A 17,901-nucleotide genomic window follows, 5' to 3' on the forward strand; every position below is an offset into this window, starting at 1 on the left:
TCAGCGAATGCGATTCACCATCCCCGGCATCGTTTGCCCTGGTCAAAGCGAAACTCGCTATGCCCGCATAGGCGACGGCTATCAGCCGTGCCCGGCGAGGTAGGTGCGCAGGAGTGCGTCCAGCGCCTGCCGTACGTCCGCCTCCCCGGCCACCGTCAGCAGGGCACCGGCGAGGACGGAGGGCGGGTCGTCGGGGCCGGTGACCAGTCCGACGCGCGGAGCGCGGGCGGGGCCGTCCAGGGCCACCACGCGCATGCCTTCCGGTACGCCGAACATGTACAGCCACGCGTGTGAGATCACACTGGACCAGCGGCTGCCGGGGAGATGGGCGTACAGCCCGGCCACGCTGTCCGACTCGATCGCGGGCGTGGCGACGGCGCCATCGGCGGCGAAGCACTCGTCCATGATGCGGCGGTTGCGCATGCGTGGCCCGAGCAGGCACAGCGGGAGCGCGGCGGCCTGCGCCCAGCGGGCCGTGGAAGCGGTGGCGAGCGGTCCGTCGACAGGGGTGAGGAGGACGTACCGCTCTTCGTACAGAGGGAGTCGGCGCAGGCCGCGCAGGGTGTCGTCGTCGAGGTACGTCATCGCCGCGTCCAGTTCGAACTCGGCGAGCCCGTGCGTGATCTCGGCCGAGGACAGCGACGCGATGCTCACCCGGGCCCGCGGGTGGCTCTCGCAGAAGGGGCTCGTGAGGAGGGACGCGACGGGCAGCGCGGTAGGGATCACTCCGAGGCGGAGCGTGCCGGTGAGGCCGTCACCCAGCGCCGACAGTTCCTGTCGCAGCCCGTCGCGTTCGGCGAGGATGCGGTGGGCCCAGGCGAGCACCACCGTGCCCTCGGGGGTGAGTCCCTCGTACCGTCGCCCGCGGCGCACGATCGGAACGTCCAGTTCGTGTTCGAGGCGGCGGATCGCCGCGGACAGCGACGGCTGGGAGACGTAACAGGCGTCCGCGGCACGGGCGAAGTGGCGCTCCCGGGCCAGGGCGACCAGGTATTCCAACTGGCGCAGCAGCATTCACGACCTCCACGACCGGGCCCGCCCCCAGGGTGCGGGTGTGCCGACATACTGCGAACGCCCTGCGGGACGACGGACCGGCGTGCGCTTCGCTGACCTCTCCCTACCCCGCGATCGCGCCCGGCGCGCCCTCCGCGGAGTCGATGTGCCGGACAACCCCGTGCCCGCGATCGGGCGTCTGCCGGCGCGGATCGGCCATGCGTTCTCGGCGATGTCGCCCGGCGGTGGGACGACCACGCCGTTCGTGAGTACGCGTCAGTGACACAGCGCGTCCAGCGCCCAGTCTCCGGCCCGATCCCCCTCTGCCCTCACCGGTCCGCGTCCTGTCGACGAAGACCGTCGAGGATGACGTTCATCAGAGGCCGTGCCGTCGGCTCCCACTCATCCCGGTCCAGTCGGCCGAGGTAGGCGATGAGCAGGAGCACCCCGGGAGCGCCCACATCCGTGCGGAGGGAACCGGCCGCTTTCCCGGCGTCCAGCAGGTGAGCGAGGGCACCTTCGATGGGATTCTGGCTGTGAGCGACAAGGTCCTGCCACGCCGCCGGTTCCAGCGCCGCCAGGACGCCGTACTTGATCTCGGCGTAGTCGATCACCCGGTCCAGCCAGTGACGCAAGGCTTCCACGGGCTCGTGTTCCGCCAGCAGCGCGGAGGCGGCGGCCACGAGGTCTTCGACGTCGCGCCGGTAGACCTCGGTGAGGAGCGCTTCGCGGTTGGGAAAGTTCCGGTACAGCGTTCCCTGCCCTACGCCGGCGCGCTTGGCGATCTCGTTGAGGCGGACGTGGGGGGACTCGGCGAGGGCCGCGCGGGCAGCCTCCACGATGCGGGTCCGGTTCTGCACCGCATCCATACGGCGAGCTGGCGCGTTCATAAGCCTCTTCAGATACTCCGGGGATCAGAAACACACACTGCGGGTCAACGGCTCACGATCAGCCGCACCGCCCCATCGAACTCCGGCTCGGTGCGCAGGTGCCCGTACCGCTCGTCCCAGGCACCCGAGGCAAGGTCGGCGGCCAACGCAGCCATCGCGCGCTCCGCCACCCCGGGTTCGATGAAGCCCCACGCGGACTGGGCGAGACGAACCGCTGGGTCGAGGAAGGATTCGGGGCGGGCGTAGAACGCCTCGGTGAAGCCGTCCACACAGTCGATGGGAACAGGGACGGGGTGGACCTCGGTGTTCGGCCCGAGGGCGTCGGTGATGGTGGCGATCGCCGGGTAGCGGGCGGACTCGGCGCGCTGGAGTTCGGGTACGTAGTCCATCAGCCACAGGCGTCCCAGCTCGTCGCCGTCGAAGGGGAGTTGCTCGGCGACGCCATGGCTGGCCGGGGCGAGGTGCGCGGGGCGCTGGGCGCGCATCGCCGCCGACGGTTCCACGGGCAGGACGTGGCGTTCGGCGGGTTCGTACGATCCCGCCCCAGCGCCCACGTTGACCACCGTGCGGGCGTCGCCGAGGGCGGCATGAATCAGAGCGGCGATCCGCGGGTCGGTGCGGCGGACACGGGTGTAACCGGCGCCGACCGGCCCGTAATCCGTATCCCCCATCACACGCGGCATGCGAGTTTCCTCTCCACTCATGGTGAGAAATGTTCCGCCCGCAACATCAGCGGACGCGGACGGCGCGAGCCAGGAAATGGCGAGTGGCGTCCTCGTAACAGTCCAGGGCCCATCCGGCGGCGTACAGCGCGGGCCGCAGGTTCTCCTCGGCCAGCGGGTCGTCCGGGTCGAGCGGACGGCCGTGGCGGGCGGCCCGCTCGGCGCGGCCGGAGGGATGGAAGAGCAGCAGCACGCCTCCCGGCGCGGTCGCCCTGGCCCACTCGCACAGCGCCGCCGTGGGGTCGGGCACATGATTGATCAGGCCCGCGCTGAAGATGCCGTCCACCGCCCCAGCCGCCAGCGGTAGTCGGCAGGCGTCGGCCATGAGCAGCCGGGCGAGAGCCGCGCGGCCCTCCACGGCGGCAGTGGCAGTGAGCATCGCCGGTGTGAGGTCCACGCCCAGGACCACGCCCTCGTCGCCGACTTCCGCGCGCAGCGCGGGCAGCGCGCGTCCACTGCCGCAGCCCACGTCCAGGGCCCGCTGGCCGGGCAGCAGGCCCATTCGGGCCGCCGCTGCCGCGTACCTCGGGGTGTCGTCGGCGAAGCGCTCTTCCCACGTCGCCGCCATGGGCGTGAAGAAGGTCCGGGTCGCGCTCCGCGCGGCGCGGCCCGCCACGAGTGCGGCGAAGCGGGCGAACACGGCGTCACGGTGCGGAGCGAGGGCGGCCAGGTTCCCGGGGGCGGATGCGTTGAGGTCCGGGGCGATGGCCGCTTCATCGGGGAAGGCCGCGGCGAAGGCGTCCACGGCCGCCTTGTCCACCTCCAGATGGAACTGCAGGCCCCACGCCGAGCCGCCGATCCGGAACGCCTGAACCGGGTAGCGGTCACAGGAGGCCAGCAGCGTCGCCCCGGCGGGCAGGTCCATGGTGTCGCCGTGCCAGTGCAGTACGGGCAGCCGTCCGGGGGCGTCGGCGAACAGCGGATCGGTGTGCGCGGCCGGGGCGGTGCGCACCTCGCCCCAGCCGATCTGCGGCCCCGAAGCGGGCCGGGCCGTGCCGCCGGCCGCCTCCGCGAGGAGCTGGGCGCCGAGACAGACCCCGAGCACGGGAACCTCGGCTTCCAACGCCGTCCGTATCAGAGCCAGCTCCGCCGTCCGGCCGGGAAAGTCCTCGTACGCCGCCGCCGGCCCACCCATGACCACCAGCGCCGCGGCGCCGCCCAGCGAGGCGGGCACCGGATCCCCTGCCCAGGTCCGGCACGCCCGCACCGGCAGCCCGGCCGCCTCCAGTTCCACGCCAATGGCGTACGGGCCTTCGTGCGGCACGTGCTCCACGATCAGCACATCCACGGTGGCAGCCGGGCTCACTCGGCTCCTCTCCTCACGTCCACGCGGTGTAGCCGCCGTCCACGCGGACCACGTCGATGCCGCTGATGTGCCGGGCTCCGCAGCGGTCTTGCGGCAGCACGAGCTGGGGGCCCAGGCGGTCGAGTGGGGTGTCGTCGATGGTGACCGCGAGCAGGACGGGAGCGCGCCCGAAATCGGGGTCGATCTCCGCCCAGGACAGCGTCGCGCGGTGGCCGCCCGCGCGGTGGTGCTGGATGCCACTGGTGGCGCACTCGAAGCTGACCGCCGCCCGCTGCTGGGGCCAGGCGGGCAAATCCGCCACAGTCAGCCGGGACGGCCGGGCGAGGTCACCGGCGAAGGCGATTTCCGCCACCGGAAAGGCAGCCGTACCGGCATCTGCGAGGGACTGACTCACGGGCTACCACCTCCTGGATGACCCTACCCGAGTGCACCTCCCGTACAAACGCATTTACTACCTGCCGCAATAGATAGGCTTGCTCATGCGAGGCAACAGAGGACACATGGCTCGTATTTGCGATAGCGCGCTTAGCGCCTGCGCACCTACCGGATCACTGAAGCAGCCGCCTTGCTCCGCCTCAGCCCCAGCTCTCGTGACGCGCCTGGCCGACGGCCGGAAACTGCACGTCGATAGCGACACCTCGGGCCATCGCACCGACCCGGATCTGCTCTGGCGGCCTTCGCCCGACAGATGCGACCGTGGCGAAGTCCACAGCAACGTCTCCGCACCCCTGAAACACACGCGGTAGGCCCTCCGCCCGCCCTCCCTCTGGCAGAGGCGAGGGACCTCACCTCAGCGATCACCCTGGACGCCGTCGAAGAACTCCGCCTCGCCGAGGGATCTGCCGTAAACGCCCTGGTCAAATCCACAGAGGTCTCCCTCGCCACCGGCACCGTGGACAGCCTGTCCATCCGCAACCGTCTGCCCGGCACGGTGAGCGGACTCGCCGTTGGCGCCGCGAGTTGCGTCGGCAGGCGGCCAAGGACGCTGAACTGTTGGTGCTCCGGCACGAGAATGCGGTGCTGCGCAGGGAACGTGCGGGCCGGGTCCGATACGAGCCGGCGGACCGGCTCTGGTTCGCGGCGCTGTCCTCACCTGATACCCCGGTGGCGTTGGGCGCAGATGTTTGCCGAGGACATCGCAACCGTAACGACTGCCCCACGCGCCCCGCGGATGGACGCGCACCGCGAGAGAGTCATCGGGACACTGCGGCACGAGGCCCTCGACCACGTGCCGGTCCGGAACGAGGCCCATGCTCGACACGCTCTTGAGAGCAACGCGCGCCACTGCAACGGGCATCGACCACATCAGGCGCGAGGGCAACGCCCTCCCCTCGCCGAGCACCCGACTGCACCTCTGTCCGACCTGCACACCACGCGGCGGCTACGCCGGACTCGTGTCCTCGGCGGCCTGATCAACGAGTACAGATACGCGGCCTGACAAGCCGCGATGGGTTTCTGAACGGCACACAGCACGCCCGCGCAGGGAACTCGTCAGGCGGTCTGGACGACGGTGCCGCCCTTTCCGAGCGCGGCCACCTCGTCGGCGGGTGCCGTGGCGTCGGTGACGAGGGTGTGCAGTTGCGTGGAGGGGCCCACGTAGGCGTAGGCGGTGCGGCCGAGTTTGCTGCCGTCCGCGGCGACGATGACGCGACGCGAAGAGGCGATGCTCGCCTTCTTCACCGCCGCGTCGTCGAGGTCGTAGGCGGTCAGGCCCTCGGCCGCGCTCAGGCCGCAGCAACCGATGACCGCGGTGTCGAAGCGCAGTGCCGCCAGGGAGGCGAGGGTGAGGGGGCCGGTCAGGGCTCCCTCGGCGGCGCGGGGCTGTCCGCCGGGCACCATCAGCGTGGTCGGGCCCGGGGCGTCGCCGAGCAGGTGGATGGCCTGCAATGACAGGGGCATCACGGTGACCGGCCGCTGACGCAGCAGGCGGGCGACCTCCAGGCAGGTGGTGCCGCTGTCCAGCAGGACGGTCTCACCGTCGGCGATGAGGGAGGACACCTCTGCTGCGATCCGGCGCTTGGTGTCGACTGCCTCACGGGCGCGCAGCGCGAAGGGCGGCTCCTCACCCCTGAGCAGCAGGGTGCGAGCCCCGCCCCGGACGCGTTCGAGGACGCCTTGCGCGGCCAGTGTGTCGAGGTCGCGCCGGATAGTCATCTCCGAGGCGCCGGTCAACTCGGCGAGTCCCTGGACCGTGACACTGCCCGACTCCCTGACGGCCTGGGCGATCAGCCCGTGACGGTCTGCGTTGCTCATACCGCGATTGAACACCACCCCGAAACGAACAAGCAAACTGTTCATGTGCGGGCTTTCCAAACACAAAATATGTTCGTTACGGTGGTCGGCATGGAACGCTCGCTTCGATCCGCCCGTGTGGCGAACTTCGTCTACTTCGTCCTGTGCGGCACCCTGATGGGCACCTGGGTGGTGCACATCCCCGCCATCGAGGAGCGCGTGGGCATCAGCCACGCGACGCTGGGGATCCTGCTGGTGCTGCTGGGGCTCGGGGCCTTCACCGGGATGCAGATCGCCGGCCGTCTGGCCGACCGCCTCGGGGCGCGTGTCGTGCTCCCCGTCGCCGGCGTTCTGTCCAGCACGGCTGCGGTGCTGCCCGGCCTGCCCCGGGATCCCTGGATGCTGGCGGGCGCCCTGCTGGTCTTCGGCTTCTGCAACGGCTGCCTCGACGTGAGCATGAACGCCCACGCCGTGCACGTGGAGAAGGCATACGACCGGCCCGTCATGTCGGCCTTCCACGCCATGTTCTCCGTCGGCGGCGTCATCGCCTCACTCGTCGGAGCGGGCGCCGCGAGCGCCGGTATGAGCCCGGCCGCGGGCATGGGCGCCGTGGCAGCCGTGGGCATCGTGACCGCACTGGCGTCGGCACGCGGTCTGCTGCCGACCGCGCCGACGTCGGCCGCCACTGACACCGCGGAGGGTGAGGAAGCCCCGGCCGGGAAGCGACGCAGCGCCCCCGGGCGCATCTGGGTCCTCGCCGCCCTGGCTTCGATGGTCATGCTGAGCGAGGGAGCCGCCAACGACTGGAGCGCTCTGCACCTGAAGGACATCCTCGGCGCACCCGCGAGCACCGCCGCCGTCGGATACGGCACCTACGCGGCGGCGATGACCATCGGCCGGCTGCTCGCCGACCGCGCCTCCGGCAGGTTCGGGCCGATGGCCGTCCTGCGCTACGGCGCGGTCACGGCCGCCGTCGGGATCACGATCGTGGCCGTCTCGCCGTGGATATGGGCCGCGTTCGCGGGCTGGGCGCTGTTCGGCCTGGGACTGTCCGGCTGCGTCCCCCAGCTGTTCAGCGCGGCCGGGCGCGCCGACCCCTCCGCTGCCGGCGCCAACGTCTCCCGCGTCGCCGGGCTCGGTTACCTCGGCATGCTCTCCGGGCCCGCCGTCATCGGCTGGCTGACCCATCTCGTGGCACTGAACCACGCCTTGCTGCTGCTGACTCTGCTGTGCGCCATCGCCGCTGCGGCCGCCGGAGTCCTGCGCACCGGATCCGACCGCACGCGCGAGGTGGCACGCAGCAGCCACTGACCGCCTGTGCGGCACGACCCTGACGCCCGTGCCGCACAGGCCCCTCCGCCCCCCGGTCGCCGGACCGGTGGGGGAAGAACCCACCGCCAACAGAAGGAGCCGTCGATGCCCAGGACAGACACCATCCAAGCCCGCGGCCGTGTCGGTGTCCTGCTCCCCCGCGATCTGCCCGTCCGGGACGTGCTGCCCTACGCCCGGCGAGCCGAAGAGCTGGGGTTCGACCAGGTGTGGGTGGTGGAGGACCTCGGCTGGCGCGGCGCACTCGCACAGGCCGGCCCCGTCCTCGCCAGTACCACCGGCATCACCGTCGGCATCGGCATCATGCCCGCCGGTGCCCGCAACGTGTGCTTCGCCGCGATGGAACTGGCCACCCTCGCCCAGCTCTACCCCGGCCGGCTGATCACCGGCATCGGTCACGGTATGCCCGACTGGATGCGCCAGGCCGGGGCCTGGCCGGCCAGTCCCCTGACGCTGCTCAAGGAATACACCACGGCGCTGCGCCTGCTCATGCGCGGCGAACCCGGCCCGGCAGACGGCCGCTACGTGCGCTGCGAAGGCGTAGTCATCACCGAGACTCCCGACATCGTCCCGCCGGTCATCCTCGGTGTACGCGGCCCCAAGTCACAGGCAGCCGCGGGCGAAGTGGCCGACGGGCTCCTCCTGGCCGAGCCCGCGGCCCCCGCCTACATCGCCGCCTCACTGCGGCACATGCGCAGCGCTTCGGACGCCGGCGCCCCCGAAGTCGTCACCTACGACGCCGCCACCGTCGATGACGACGAGGACGCCGCTCTCGCCCGCGTCCGCGACGGACTGAGTGCCATCGGCGAGCCCGACTGGGCCGCCCACATCGACCCCCTCCCGTTCGCCACGCAGCTGCGCGAACACCGCGCCACCTGCGCCGACGCCCGGCAATTCGCCCAGACCATGCCCGCCACCTGGGTCCGCCAACTGAGCATCGCCGGCACCCCCGACCAGGCACGCGAAGCGATCAAGGACCGCCACGCAGCGGGCGCGACCAGCGTCGTCCTCACTCCCACCGGGCCCGAACCCCTGGCATCCCTCGACTCGCTCGCCCGCGCCCTGGCCCCCCGCCCCTGAACCGGAACCGCCGGCATCCGGAGGAACCCATCACCATGTCCACCGACCGACGCATCGTGCTGTTCGACCTCTTCGGGGTCATCGCCCGCCACCAACGCCCGGGCGCCCTGGCGCAGATGGCCGCCCGGTGCAACGCACCCGCAGACGCCTTCGCCGAGGCCTACTGGACCTGCCGTCCGCCCTACGACGCCGCACAGTGGTCCGCCCCCGAGTACTGGACGGCCGTACTGCGATGGCTGTCACGCTCCGCCGACGCCGACACGATCGAGGAACTGCGCCTCGCCGATATCCACAGCTGGTCACGCGTCGACAAGCGCATGGTCGCCTACGTGCGGTCCCTGCGGAACGTCGCCGAGGTCGCCCTGCTGTCCAACATTCCCGCAGACCACGCGGACGCCTTCCTCACCGCACAGCCCTGGCTGCGGAACCTGGACCACACCGCCTTCTCCGGAAAGATCCACGCGGCGAAACCGAACCCGGCAGCGTTCCACCACTGCGCCGTCGCCATGCAGGCCGCGCCCGCCGACTTCCTCTTCGTCGACGACCGCGAAGAGAACGTACGCGCAGCACAGGCCACCGGCATGAACGGACACGTCTTCACCCGACTCGACGAGCTGACAGCCATCATCGACACCTGGCTGCCGACCCGATGACCAACGCCGCCCGAGTAACGATGCCGTGTGCATCGCCCATGCCGCTCAGGATGCCCCGGTGCAGGGCTGGGCGTCCGCACCGTCCGCCGCCGATCGGGCGGTTTCCACCGCGGTCGGGATCCGTGGGCCGGGCACCGTGGCCGCCGCCGCGGCGGCGCGGTCGAGGTGGGAGTTCCTGTCCAGCTCGAACCGGCCGTAGGTCCTTCACGGCTTCCGCTGTCGCTGGCCGGCCCGGCCTGCTCCGGCACTCGCTGTAGTCGCCGGCGCGCGGTGTAGTCCCGCTTCGCGGCGATGAACCTGCGGTGCCAGGTCAGCAGGGTGCCGGGAGTGGCGGGGAAAACCCCGCGCCAGTGACATGGGTATCAGCCCGGACAGGTCGCGGGTCCGGCAGGAGGCGTGCGGCCATATCCGACAGCGCCGAGCCGAACGAGCGGCTCCGCGCCTCATAAACGAGCGGCTCCGCGCCTCATAAATGAACACAGGCTCGGCAGAGCGATTGACGCACCGGCTGTCGCGGTCTACCTTCTGATCGATTCTCCGAACTCAGTTCGAAATATCGGCCAAATCTGGTGCCTGGCTACATTTCTCATGGCCCCGACACGCCCACGAGCCGCAGCCGCTCACCCGGCTCCTGCACCTCCCTTGGAGACCAAGATGAGTGCAATGCCCTGCCCCGGCCCCCACCCCTCCCGCCGCCGCTTCCTCGGCTTGGCCGCCACCACTCCCCTGGCGGTGTCCGGCGCACTGGCCCTCGGCACCGGAACAGCCCACGCCGCCGACTCGGCTTATGCGATGTGCTACTTCACCGAGTCGACCAGCCTCGGCGAGGGCACCGACTACGGCCTCCACCTCGCCGTCAGCACGGACTCCCTCAACTGGACGCCGCTGAACCAGAACAACCCCGTGGTCACCCCCACCGCGGGTGCCCTCGGCCTGCGCGACCCTTTCCTCATGCGTAAACAGGACGGCACGTTCGTCGTCCTCGCCACCGATCTCAAGGGGACCGACTGGAGTTATAACAGCCAGTACATCCATGTCTGGGACTCCGCCGCCTTACGCACCTTCACCGGCTACCGGCGGCTGAAACTGCACAACATGACCACCCACAGCTGGGCCCCCGAGGCGTTCTGGGACGCGGGCAGAGGGCAGTACGCGGTCATCTACTCCTCGGTCAACTCCAGCGGCCACAACGTGATCATGGTCAACTACACCAGCGACTTCGTCACCGCCTCCGCCCCGCAGGTCTTCTTCGATCCCGGCTACGACGTGATCGACGGAAACATGGCCATCGGCGTCAATGGCCACAACTACTTGTTCTTCAAGAAGAACCAGACACTGGTGGCGGCCCGCTCGACCTCCCTGAACCCGGGTAGCTTCACCGAGTTCAGCACCGGTGTCGCGCACGGCGGCACCGAGGCCCCTACCGTCTACAAGTCCCTGACCTCGAACACCTGGTACCTGTGGGGCGACACCTACACCCCCAACGGGGTCTTCTACGCCTGGCGGAGCACCGACCTCGCCTCCGGCACCTGGACCGCGCTCGACCAGAAGGTCTACACCCAGCCCGTCAACTCCAAGCACTGCGGCATCACGACGATCACCACGACCGAGTACAACAACCTGATCGCCACATGGGGCGCCCCGGCCTGGAACCGGCTGAAGTCGTACAACTATCCGGCCCGTTACGTCCGCCACTCGGGCTACGTCGGCCGCATCGACACGTACCCCTTCGACCTGTACACCGACTCGCTGTGGAAGCTGGTGCCGGGCCTCGCCGACAGCTCGGGGGTCTCCTTCCAGTCGGTCAACAACCCCACCCGCCACCTGCGCCACTACGACTACCAACTCCGACTCGACGTCAACGACGGGACATCGACATTCGCCGCGGACGCCACCTTCTACCGCACGGCCGGCCTGGCAGACTCAACCTGGACTTCCTTCCGCTCGTACAACAGCCCCACCCGCTACATCCGCCACTCCAACTACGTCCTACGCATCGACCCCATCTCCACGGCGACCGAGCAGCAGGACGCGACCTTCCGTGTCGGCTACTGAGCACCGGAGGCCCTGAGGCGGAGAGGCCATCGGCCTGGGCCGGCTGAACGATCACTTCCTGTCCCGCGGCATCGTCGCCGCCAACGACCTCCTCGCGACCGAGATACCGGCGCCGCTGGAGACTTTCCGCGCCGCGGAGAGGGCGGGTCTGCTTCCCGGATTCGGACTCTATTACGGGTGGACGGACGTGGTGGAAGCCGGTCTCGGAGACCTGACCGACGACGAGCGTCTCGGCCGTGTCAAGATCGCGGGTATCAAAGTGTTCATGGACGGCGCGATGTCCGACCGGACCGCGTGGACCGATGCTCCCTACCCCGGTTCCTGCCGCGATCACGGAATGCGCTCCGTCTCGGACACGGAGCTGCGCAAGGCGGTCGAGTGGGCGCGCCGCAACCGGTTGCACGTGGCAGTCCACGCGATGGGAGACCGCGCGTTGTGTGTGAGTCACTCGATCTTCCTGTTCGCCGAGTACGAGAGCTACCAGCGGAACCTCTCGAACAGCCAGCTCGAGATCGCCTATCCGATCCGGTCCTTCTGCGACCGCGTCGCGTACACGGCTCTGGCGTCGGACAACCCTGCGACTGCCTGGTCCGACGCCGATAACGTATTCGTCTCCGTCAAGGCGGCAGTGCTGCGCGAGGCATACAACGGCGCTGATATCGGGAAGCACGAGGCGATCACCGTTCCACAGGCGCTCATGCTCTACACGGGACTGGCCCGTCAGGTATCGCCGCTCGACGGTGTGGGTCTGATCCAGGAAGGCTGTGAGTGTACGAGGCGGGGTAAGTGAGGCGGCAGTTGCCACCGGTCTTCGGCAAGCAGAACGCGACGCCGCCGGCGACAACCGCTTGACGTCCGCGGGGGGGGGCATCAAGGCCGCCGATTCCCACCAGGCGGCCGTCCCCCTAGCGCGGCAGGGTTGTCGAGTCTATATAAGCGGTCGTGGCAGCCTGAGGCTGATCGTGAGCCGGTCCGTCCAGCGGGTCCCACGAGTTTGTGTGCCACACGTTCTGCATGAATGCCGACGGCCTATGAGGGATGCGGTTCGCCGGCCCCCGGTAGTCCCACAGGACGTTCTTGCTGCCGTCGTCGTTGTACGTCCAGAAGGTCACCGAACCAGGCTGCCAGTCGAAGAGGTACGTGTGGAACTGGGTCGCCGCGTTGAACCCTTCGATCGGCGTGACACTCGCCGGGTTGTTCTCACCTTCCACAGGGTCCGCACAGTCCCCGCCAAGCTGCGTGACGTAGCAGTTGTAGAGGACGCGCCCGGTGCGCATGTCGATCGCCCGAGAGATCTTGCGCACCGCTCCGGTGGCGTCGCTGTAGTCGGTCCAGATCGTCAGCCACAGCACATGGGGTTGAGCACACAGGACTTCCACATCGATCTCGTCGTTGTCCGGCACGCCGTTGCCATTGGCGTCGGAATGGTCCGAGGAGTAGGTGAACGTTCCCGTGACCACCCCGACGCGGCCCTGCCCCGTACAGTCCGCCGTACGGATGCGCGTGCCGTAGGTGCCGTAACCGTAGCTCTTGTCGTTACTGGCGATCTCCACCCCGCCCCCGGGACCCGGGGCCGGCCGCGGCTCGAGCTGCATGCGCAGGGCCTTCCCGTCGTCGGCCTCGGGATGGGAGACCACCGACGGGCTGCCGCCCGGGGCGCCCGTGCTGGAGAAATAGGGCGAGTCGCCGGTCCAGTTCTCCACGCGCGGTGCGGCGCCGGCGGGGGCTGTTCCGGCGACGAACGCGACCGCGGCCGCGACCGCCACCGCCAACGGCCGTCCGGTGCGTAACGCTCGGGGGTTCATAACACTCCTCACAGGTTGCGGCTGTCAGCTGGTGCTGTGCGTGGGGCGACCCTTCTGGGCCGGGCCCCGGCAGAGTGCTCAGGGGCCCTCAGGCTGTAGCTCCGACACGACACTTGTCAATGGTCTAGACAGGTTCGGCCACGGCGCATCGCGACATCGCGAGTCCGGCATCGGCAACTCCTCGGAGGCGGTGCCGAGCCGACCGCCGCATCGGAGCGGGCGCGTCTTTGGACTGACCTGGCGCAGGTGGTGCTCCGGGGCACAGGCCCCCGGAGCACACTCCACCGGGCCCTCAAGACCCGTCGATGGGGCTTCCTCGAAGGCGGATTCATGGCACAACGTCCGAGTGTCGAAGGCGTCGCCGATGTCGTTGCGCTCATCGATGGGCTGGGCGTTTCTTGTGGATCGAGAAGTCGTTGGGGTGGCATGGTGTGGTACTCGGTGAGCAGGCCGCCGAGTAGCTGTCGCCGTCGGACTACGGCAGCGGGCAGGGGGATGACGCTCGGGTGGTCGTCAGGGGCGCGTAGGTTGAGGCTGCGGTGGGCCCGTCCGGTGCTGTAGTGCTCGGCGAACGTGGTGAGGACGGCACGGAGGTGTCGTTCGCCGGTGGCGAAGAGTCGGTCGCTCCACGACCGCGCCCGATAAGCCAGCGTCGAGGTGCCGGTGCCGATGTTCCTTGTCGCGCCGGGCAGGAGCTTGCCGGTCTTGTCGTCCTTGGCCTGCAGGAGAACCTTGGCGGCCTTGAACGGGTCGATGATCGTCAGCCGTGTGGTCGCGCCCGGGGTGACGATGACGTCCTGGCCGGCGACGACCTCGTGGAGCGGGCTGCCCCCCTGTCAACTTCTTCTGTTCAGTCCCCAGAGGCTTCTGACTCCCTGTGTGGATCTGTCCTGGGCTTTCGGTCGGAGAGCGCGAGCCCGCAGCACGTTCGGGGAGGGCGGAGTCACTGGTGGTTTCTGGAATGCAGTTGGCCGGGGTCACCCTTCGCGACCGGTACACACTCCAGCGGAGGCTGGGCCGCGGTGGCATGGGCGGGATGGCGTTCAGCCCTGACAGCCGCACCCTCGCCGTAGGCACCCAGGACACGGTCCAGCTCTGGTCGACCCGTACCTGAGCCCTGAGCCATGTGCCGGGCCGCCCGTCGAGGTGCCGGCGGCAGCGAAAAGCCGAGAAGCTCGGGGACTGGTGCTGGTACTGGCGGGCGGGGTCGCTGCGTTCGCCGCCGCTTGCGGTCTGTTCGCCGTCACCGGCGCAGTGATCGCCGTCCTCGCTGTGCCGTTCATGCTTGCCGGGGTGGGATCGGCGCGGTGGAGACCGCCAGCACTCCGCCGTGGCCTCGCTCGGCTGGCCGCCTGGATGGTCCTGGCCCTGGCCGGTCCCCTGTTGATCGCGGCTTGCCGGACGGGCTGACCGGCTGGCGCCACCTGTCACGTTGTCGGTCTCGAGAACGGAACGACGTTGTCAGAGACCGAGTCGGGTCCTTCGTGCCTGCCGGTTTGTTGAGTGGTAACGGCGCCGGCGAGGGTGAGCCTGGTTGTCTGCTTGCGGAGTTCCTCGATTTCGGCCTTCTGGTCGGCGATGGTCTTCTTGAGCTTGGTGACGGTTTCCCGGAGTCGCATCGCCGCCCAGCACGAGGAGATCGCCCGGGTGCGCAGCTCTCAGCCCAATCCCGATACGCCCCCTGTGGCCCGGCTTACGCCCGTTCCCGGCCGTAGCCACACCATCGGCTCCGGCCGCTGACGCACACGCGAAGGTCGCGCAGGTGAAGGTTGTTGGAGGAGAGACCCGGAGAAGCAGCAGGTGAGGTCAGTCCCAGACCAGGTTGAGGGAGCGTTCGAAGTTGGCGTATCCGGCTCGGGCGAAGGCTTTTGCCATGGGGACGTTGCCGAGGTCCGTCGATGCCCTGATCCGGTCGACGCCCTCGGCGGCCAGGATACGGGTGCCCTCGGCGAGGATCTCGTCGATGTAGCCGTTGCCGCGGTGTGCGGGCAGGACACCGATGTACGCGATGATCGGGTGGTAGCTGTTGCGGGCCGGGATCACGAAGCCCACCGGGCCGTTACCGTCGGGCAGTTCGGCGATGCGCCACCATTCCTGCGGGCTCTTGAATCCGGCGAACTCCCCGTCGTAGTGCCGTTCGGCGGCCTCGCGGGGGCTCAGTCCGGATGCCAGGTGCGCCTGGCCGTGGGCGTCGAGGGTGCCTTCCATGACCGGGGTCATCAGGGCGAGGAGGTCCTCGCGGCCGGCCACCGGGCGGAAGACGAGACGCTCCTTGGGTTCCGGGAGTGGGGACAAGGGAGTCCACTGCAGCCGCAGCCGCTCGACTAGCAGCCGTGCGCCGGTGCTCTCCAGCACGCGCGTGCGGGATTCGACCACCTCGCGGGCTGCGGGGTCCTCATGCCAGTCGGGCGGGACGAAGCGGCCGTACTCCGGCAGCTTCGCGCCCGCCGGGAAGACGGTCGCCGTCGCTGTCTTGAACAGTCGCCGGCCGATCTCGTCGCGGTCGGCCTCGGGCAGCGTGTCGTCGATGTCGAAGAAGTCGAGCTGCAGCGGGATGTCACCGCCTGGGGTCGCCCACCAGGCGAGCCGGGCGAGGAGGCGGTCGCCGTCCAGAGCCACCCAGGTCCACTCAGGGCGGCGGCATCCGTTTGCGAAGTCGTCGGTCAGCTCGTGGTCCAGGACGTAGCGGAGCCGGCAGAAGAGTTCGATCTCCTCGGGGCCGGTCAGAGGTCGGTAGCTCACCGATGTCGGTATCAAGTCAACTCCTGTGAAGGGGTACAGCGCTTGGGACCCATCCGGCGTGCTGGTCAGGCACGCCGGGTGTCCGGGCAGAGGGCGGCGAGGGCCACCCGCTGCTCAGGCCGATTCGAGCACGGGGCGGATTTCGAGCGCCTCCGGGGTGGGGAAGCCCCGGGCCAGCTCGATGGCCTCGGCGTGGTCGGCCACCTCCAGGACGAACCAGCCGCCGAGGGTCTCCTCGCCGCTGTGTACGGGTCCCTCGGTCACCGCCACGGACCCGTCCGCCGTTTTGCGCACGGTGACGGGGCCCTGACGCTCGGTGTCAAGGGCGTCGCCGCCCGCCAGTTTGCCCGCTGCCGCGAGCTCGCCGATCCACGTCTCGTACGCATTGCGGTAGGCGTCGCGGTCGGCCTGGATCCGGGCGCGTGACGCGTGCGTCTCGAAGATCACGAGTGCGTATTTCATGGGGTGTTCCTCTGTTCGGTGTTCCTGGTGGTGATGTTGGTTCTGGTGGTGATGTTGGTTCTGGTGGTGGGTGAGATGCGGGCCAGTGCGCCTGTCTCCAGGGCCGTCCACAGGGCGCCGTCCGGGCCCACCGTGATCCCGTGCGGTTCGGAGGCCGGCGTGGGCAGGTCGTGGACGGTGACCGTGCCGTCGGCGGTGATCGAGCCGACGCGGTTTCCGGCCCACTCGGTGAACCACGCGGTGCCGTCGGTGTCGGTGGTGACGGCGTGCGGCCGGGCCGAGCGGTCGGGCAGCGGATACTCGGTGATCTGGCCGTCGGGCGCACGGTGACCGATCTGACCGGCGGCGATCTCGGTGAACCAGACGCCACCGTCATGGCTCGCGGCGATACCCACCGGGGCGGCGGCCTCGGTCGGCAGATCGTGAATCGTGATGCGGCCATCCATGCCGATGCGGCCGATGGCGTTGGCCTGGTTCATCGTGAACCACATCGCGTCCCCGGCCGCGGCGATCGCGGAGGGGAACGCGCCGGTGCACGGCAGCGGATACTCCGTAACCGATCCGTCGGTGGTGAGGCGGCCGATGCGCTCGGCGGCGGTTTCGGTGAACCACAGCGCGCCGTCCGGGCCCGCGGCGATACCGAAGGGGCCGCACTGCGCGGTCGGCAGCGCGAACTCCGTAAGGTGGCCGGCCGTCGTGATCCTGCCGATCCGGTGCGCCCGGTACTGGGTGAACCACAGGGCGCCGTCCGGCCCGTTACTGATGACCGTCGGACCGCTGTCCGGGGCGATCTGATGGCTGGTCGGCTTCTGTCCCGGGACGAGTCGGCCGATCTGGCCGCTGTGCACCATGGTGAACCACAGCGCGCCGTCCGGGCCGGTGGTGATCGCGTACGGGCCGCTGTCGCGACCGGACACCGCGTACTCTTCGACGGTCCGCGTCGTCACTGCTGCTCCAGACCTTCGGCGACGGCGATGCGCTCGATGTCCTGCGGGGAACCGGCCATGATGGTGCGCGCGTGCGCGGTCACCAGCTCGACGGGCCAGTCCCACCAGGCGGCGCGCACGAGCCGTTCGATGTCGCTGTCGTCGAAGCGTGGTCTGATCGTTCTGGCCGGGTTCCCGCCCACGATGGTGTACGGCGGCACGTCGGCGGTGACCATCGCACCGGCCGCGATCACGGCACCGTCACCGATCCGTACTCCCGGCATCACGGTGGCTCCGTATCCGAACCACACGTCGTTGCCGACCACCGTGTCCCCGCGGCTGGGCATGCCGGTGACGATGTCGAGGGTCTGCTCGGCCCACTCCCCACCAAACATGGTGAAGGGGAAGGTGGACACCCCCATCGACGGGTGGTCGGCGCCCGCCATCAGGAATCGAGTGCCGGTGGCGATCGCGCAGTACTTGCCGATGACCAGCCGCTCCGGACCGTAGGCGTAGAGCACATTGCGCTGCACGAAGTCGGTCGCGCCGTCGGGGTCGTCGTAGTAGGTGAAGTCACCTGCCACGACGTTGGTTCCGGCGACCAGTGGCTTGAGGAAGACGACCCGCTCGTGGGCAGGCAGCGGGTGGAGCGTGGCCGGGTCAGGTGTCCGGGCAGCGCTCGGGTCGGATGGCACGTGGGAATCGC

At 69.6% G+C, this 17,901-nt stretch carries 18 protein-coding genes and 2 pseudogenes; 8 read left to right on the plus strand and 12 right to left on the minus strand.

The annotated features are described in order from the left end of the window. Positions 1–81: 81 nt before the first annotated feature. From J5X86_RS41415 to J5X86_RS41435, 5 genes are all read right to left on the minus strand, one after another. Positions 82–1,014, minus strand: coding sequence for a LysR family transcriptional regulator (locus J5X86_RS41415; RefSeq protein ID WP_208521795.1), 933 nt, complete (start codon positions 1,012–1,014; stop codon positions 82–84). A 308-nt stretch (positions 1,015–1,322) separates the two neighbouring features. Continuing rightward, complete coding sequence (locus J5X86_RS41420) at positions 1,323–1,883, minus strand: TetR/AcrR family transcriptional regulator (protein ID WP_208521796.1); 561 nt, start codon at positions 1,881–1,883, stop codon at positions 1,323–1,325. A gap of 44 nt (positions 1,884–1,927) precedes the next feature. Then, the gene (locus J5X86_RS41425; protein ID WP_208521797.1) at positions 1,928–2,566 is read right to left on the minus strand and encodes an SAM-dependent methyltransferase; all 639 of its coding nucleotides are present in this window, start codon (positions 2,564–2,566) and stop codon (positions 1,928–1,930) included. 46 nt (positions 2,567–2,612) lie between these two features. Then, on the minus strand, positions 2,613–3,911 hold the full coding sequence (locus tag J5X86_RS52640; RefSeq protein WP_208521798.1) for a methyltransferase domain-containing protein: 1,299 nt from the start codon (positions 3,909–3,911) through the stop codon (positions 2,613–2,615). Between the two features lie 13 nt (positions 3,912–3,924). Then, complete coding sequence (locus J5X86_RS41435; RefSeq protein ID WP_208521799.1) at positions 3,925–4,305, minus strand: hypothetical protein; 381 nt, start codon at positions 4,303–4,305, stop codon at positions 3,925–3,927. 294 nt (positions 4,306–4,599) lie between these two features. On the opposite strand from J5X86_RS41435, the pseudogene J5X86_RS41440 reads away from it, so the two are divergent. Beyond that, positions 4,600–4,869 (plus strand): annotated as a pseudogene (locus tag J5X86_RS41440) (TOBE domain-containing protein); the annotation flags it as partial. Further along, positions 4,843–5,349 carry an integrase core domain-containing protein gene (locus tag J5X86_RS53065; protein ID WP_374229367.1) on the plus strand — a complete coding sequence of 169 codons (507 nt, stop codon included), beginning with the start codon at positions 4,843–4,845 and terminating at the stop codon, positions 5,347–5,349. The pseudogene J5X86_RS41440 and the gene J5X86_RS53065, both read left to right, overlap by 27 nt. Positions 5,350–5,402: 53 nt before the next feature. Here the strand turns inward: J5X86_RS53065 and J5X86_RS41450 are convergent, their stop codons facing one another. Continuing rightward, entirely contained in the window at positions 5,403–6,164 is a 762-nt protein-coding gene (locus J5X86_RS41450; protein WP_208521800.1) for a DeoR/GlpR family DNA-binding transcription regulator, read from the minus strand. Positions 6,165–6,254: 90 nt separating this feature from the next. Here J5X86_RS41450 and J5X86_RS41455 point away from each other — a divergent pair, with 90 nt between their 5' ends. From J5X86_RS41455 to J5X86_RS41475, 5 genes are all read left to right on the plus strand, one after another. Further along, on the plus strand, positions 6,255–7,454 hold the full coding sequence (locus tag J5X86_RS41455; RefSeq protein WP_243982801.1) for an MFS transporter: 1,200 nt from the start codon (positions 6,255–6,257) through the stop codon (positions 7,452–7,454). A 105-nt stretch (positions 7,455–7,559) separates the two neighbouring features. Continuing rightward, complete coding sequence (locus J5X86_RS41460) at positions 7,560–8,552, plus strand: LLM class flavin-dependent oxidoreductase (protein ID WP_208521802.1); 993 nt, start codon at positions 7,560–7,562, stop codon at positions 8,550–8,552. A 35-nt stretch (positions 8,553–8,587) separates the two neighbouring features. Next, positions 8,588–9,205: an HAD family phosphatase gene (locus J5X86_RS41465; RefSeq protein WP_208521803.1), complete on the plus strand. Its 618-nt coding sequence runs from the start codon at positions 8,588–8,590 to the stop codon at positions 9,203–9,205. 654 nt (positions 9,206–9,859) lie between these two features. Beyond that, positions 9,860–11,260 carry a glycoside hydrolase family 43 protein gene (locus J5X86_RS41470; protein WP_208521804.1) on the plus strand — a complete coding sequence of 467 codons (1,401 nt, stop codon included), beginning with the start codon at positions 9,860–9,862 and terminating at the stop codon, positions 11,258–11,260. A 187-nt stretch (positions 11,261–11,447) separates the two neighbouring features. Continuing rightward, positions 11,448–12,050 (plus strand): amidohydrolase family protein, encoded by a 603-nt coding sequence (locus J5X86_RS41475; RefSeq protein WP_208521805.1) that lies wholly within the window; start codon positions 11,448–11,450, stop codon positions 12,048–12,050. A gap of 115 nt (positions 12,051–12,165) precedes the next feature. On the opposite strand, the gene J5X86_RS41480 is transcribed toward J5X86_RS41475, so the two are convergent. Beyond that, a complete protein-coding gene (locus J5X86_RS41480; protein WP_308124876.1) occupies positions 12,166–13,026 on the minus strand; it encodes a glycoside hydrolase family 16 protein in 861 nt (286 codons plus the stop codon). 686 nt (positions 13,027–13,712) lie between these two features. After that, positions 13,713–13,898: pseudogene (locus J5X86_RS51355) on the minus strand (hypothetical protein); the annotation flags it as partial. A 116-nt stretch (positions 13,899–14,014) separates the two neighbouring features. On the opposite strand from J5X86_RS51355, the gene J5X86_RS41485 reads away from it, so the two are divergent. Beyond that, the gene (locus J5X86_RS41485) at positions 14,015–14,179 is read left to right on the plus strand and encodes a hypothetical protein (protein ID WP_208521807.1); all 165 of its coding nucleotides are present in this window, start codon (positions 14,015–14,017) and stop codon (positions 14,177–14,179) included. A gap of 692 nt (positions 14,180–14,871) precedes the next feature. Here the strand turns inward: J5X86_RS41485 and J5X86_RS41490 are convergent. The 4 genes from J5X86_RS41490 to J5X86_RS41505 all read right to left on the minus strand — a co-directional run bounded on the left by J5X86_RS41490 (position 14,872) and on the right by J5X86_RS41505 (position 17,890). Beyond that, positions 14,872–15,807 carry a GNAT family N-acetyltransferase gene (locus J5X86_RS41490; RefSeq protein WP_208521808.1) on the minus strand — a complete coding sequence of 312 codons (936 nt, stop codon included), beginning with the start codon at positions 15,805–15,807 and terminating at the stop codon, positions 14,872–14,874. 114 nt (positions 15,808–15,921) lie between these two features. Then, complete coding sequence (locus J5X86_RS41495; protein WP_208521809.1) at positions 15,922–16,269, minus strand: YciI family protein; 348 nt, start codon at positions 16,267–16,269, stop codon at positions 15,922–15,924. Next, a complete protein-coding gene (locus tag J5X86_RS41500; protein WP_208521810.1) occupies positions 16,266–17,216 on the minus strand; it encodes a virginiamycin B lyase in 951 nt (316 codons plus the stop codon). Before J5X86_RS41500 ends, J5X86_RS41495 begins: the two co-directional genes overlap by 4 nt. After that, positions 17,213–17,890 carry a CatB-related O-acetyltransferase gene (locus J5X86_RS41505; protein WP_208521811.1) on the minus strand — a complete coding sequence of 226 codons (678 nt, stop codon included), beginning with the start codon at positions 17,888–17,890 and terminating at the stop codon, positions 17,213–17,215. The genes J5X86_RS41500 and J5X86_RS41505 overlap by 4 nt, the downstream gene beginning before the upstream one ends. Between the last annotated feature and the right edge of the window lie 11 nt (positions 17,891–17,901).

This window comes from Streptomyces sp. NEAU-YJ-81, assembly GCF_017592595.1.
GTDB lineage: Bacteria > Actinomycetota > Actinomycetes > Streptomycetales > Streptomycetaceae > Streptomyces > Streptomyces hygroscopicus_B.

Excerpts from the sequence above, each read along its gene's own strand:
- J5X86_RS41460 (WP_208521802.1), top strand. The coding sequence starts at position 7,560 with ATGCCCAGGACAGACACCATCCAAGCCCGCGGCCGTGTCGGTGTCCTG.
- J5X86_RS41495 (WP_208521809.1), bottom strand. The coding sequence starts at position 16,269 with ATGAAATACGCACTCGTGATCTTCGAGACGCACGCGTCACGCGCCCGG.
- J5X86_RS41420 (WP_208521796.1), bottom strand. The coding sequence starts at position 1,883 with ATGAACGCGCCAGCTCGCCGTATGGATGCGGTGCAGAACCGGACCCGC.
- J5X86_RS41455 (WP_243982801.1), top strand. The coding sequence starts at position 6,255 with ATGGAACGCTCGCTTCGATCCGCCCGTGTGGCGAACTTCGTCTACTTC.
- J5X86_RS41470 (WP_208521804.1), top strand. The coding sequence starts at position 9,860 with ATGAGTGCAATGCCCTGCCCCGGCCCCCACCCCTCCCGCCGCCGCTTC.
- J5X86_RS41465 (WP_208521803.1), top strand. The coding sequence starts at position 8,588 with ATGTCCACCGACCGACGCATCGTGCTGTTCGACCTCTTCGGGGTCATC.
- J5X86_RS41425 (WP_208521797.1), bottom strand. The coding sequence starts at position 2,566 with ATGCCGCGTGTGATGGGGGATACGGATTACGGGCCGGTCGGCGCCGGT.
- J5X86_RS41450 (WP_208521800.1), bottom strand. The coding sequence starts at position 6,164 with ATGAGCAACGCAGACCGTCACGGGCTGATCGCCCAGGCCGTCAGGGAG.
- J5X86_RS41415 (WP_208521795.1), bottom strand. The coding sequence starts at position 1,014 with ATGCTGCTGCGCCAGTTGGAATACCTGGTCGCCCTGGCCCGGGAGCGC.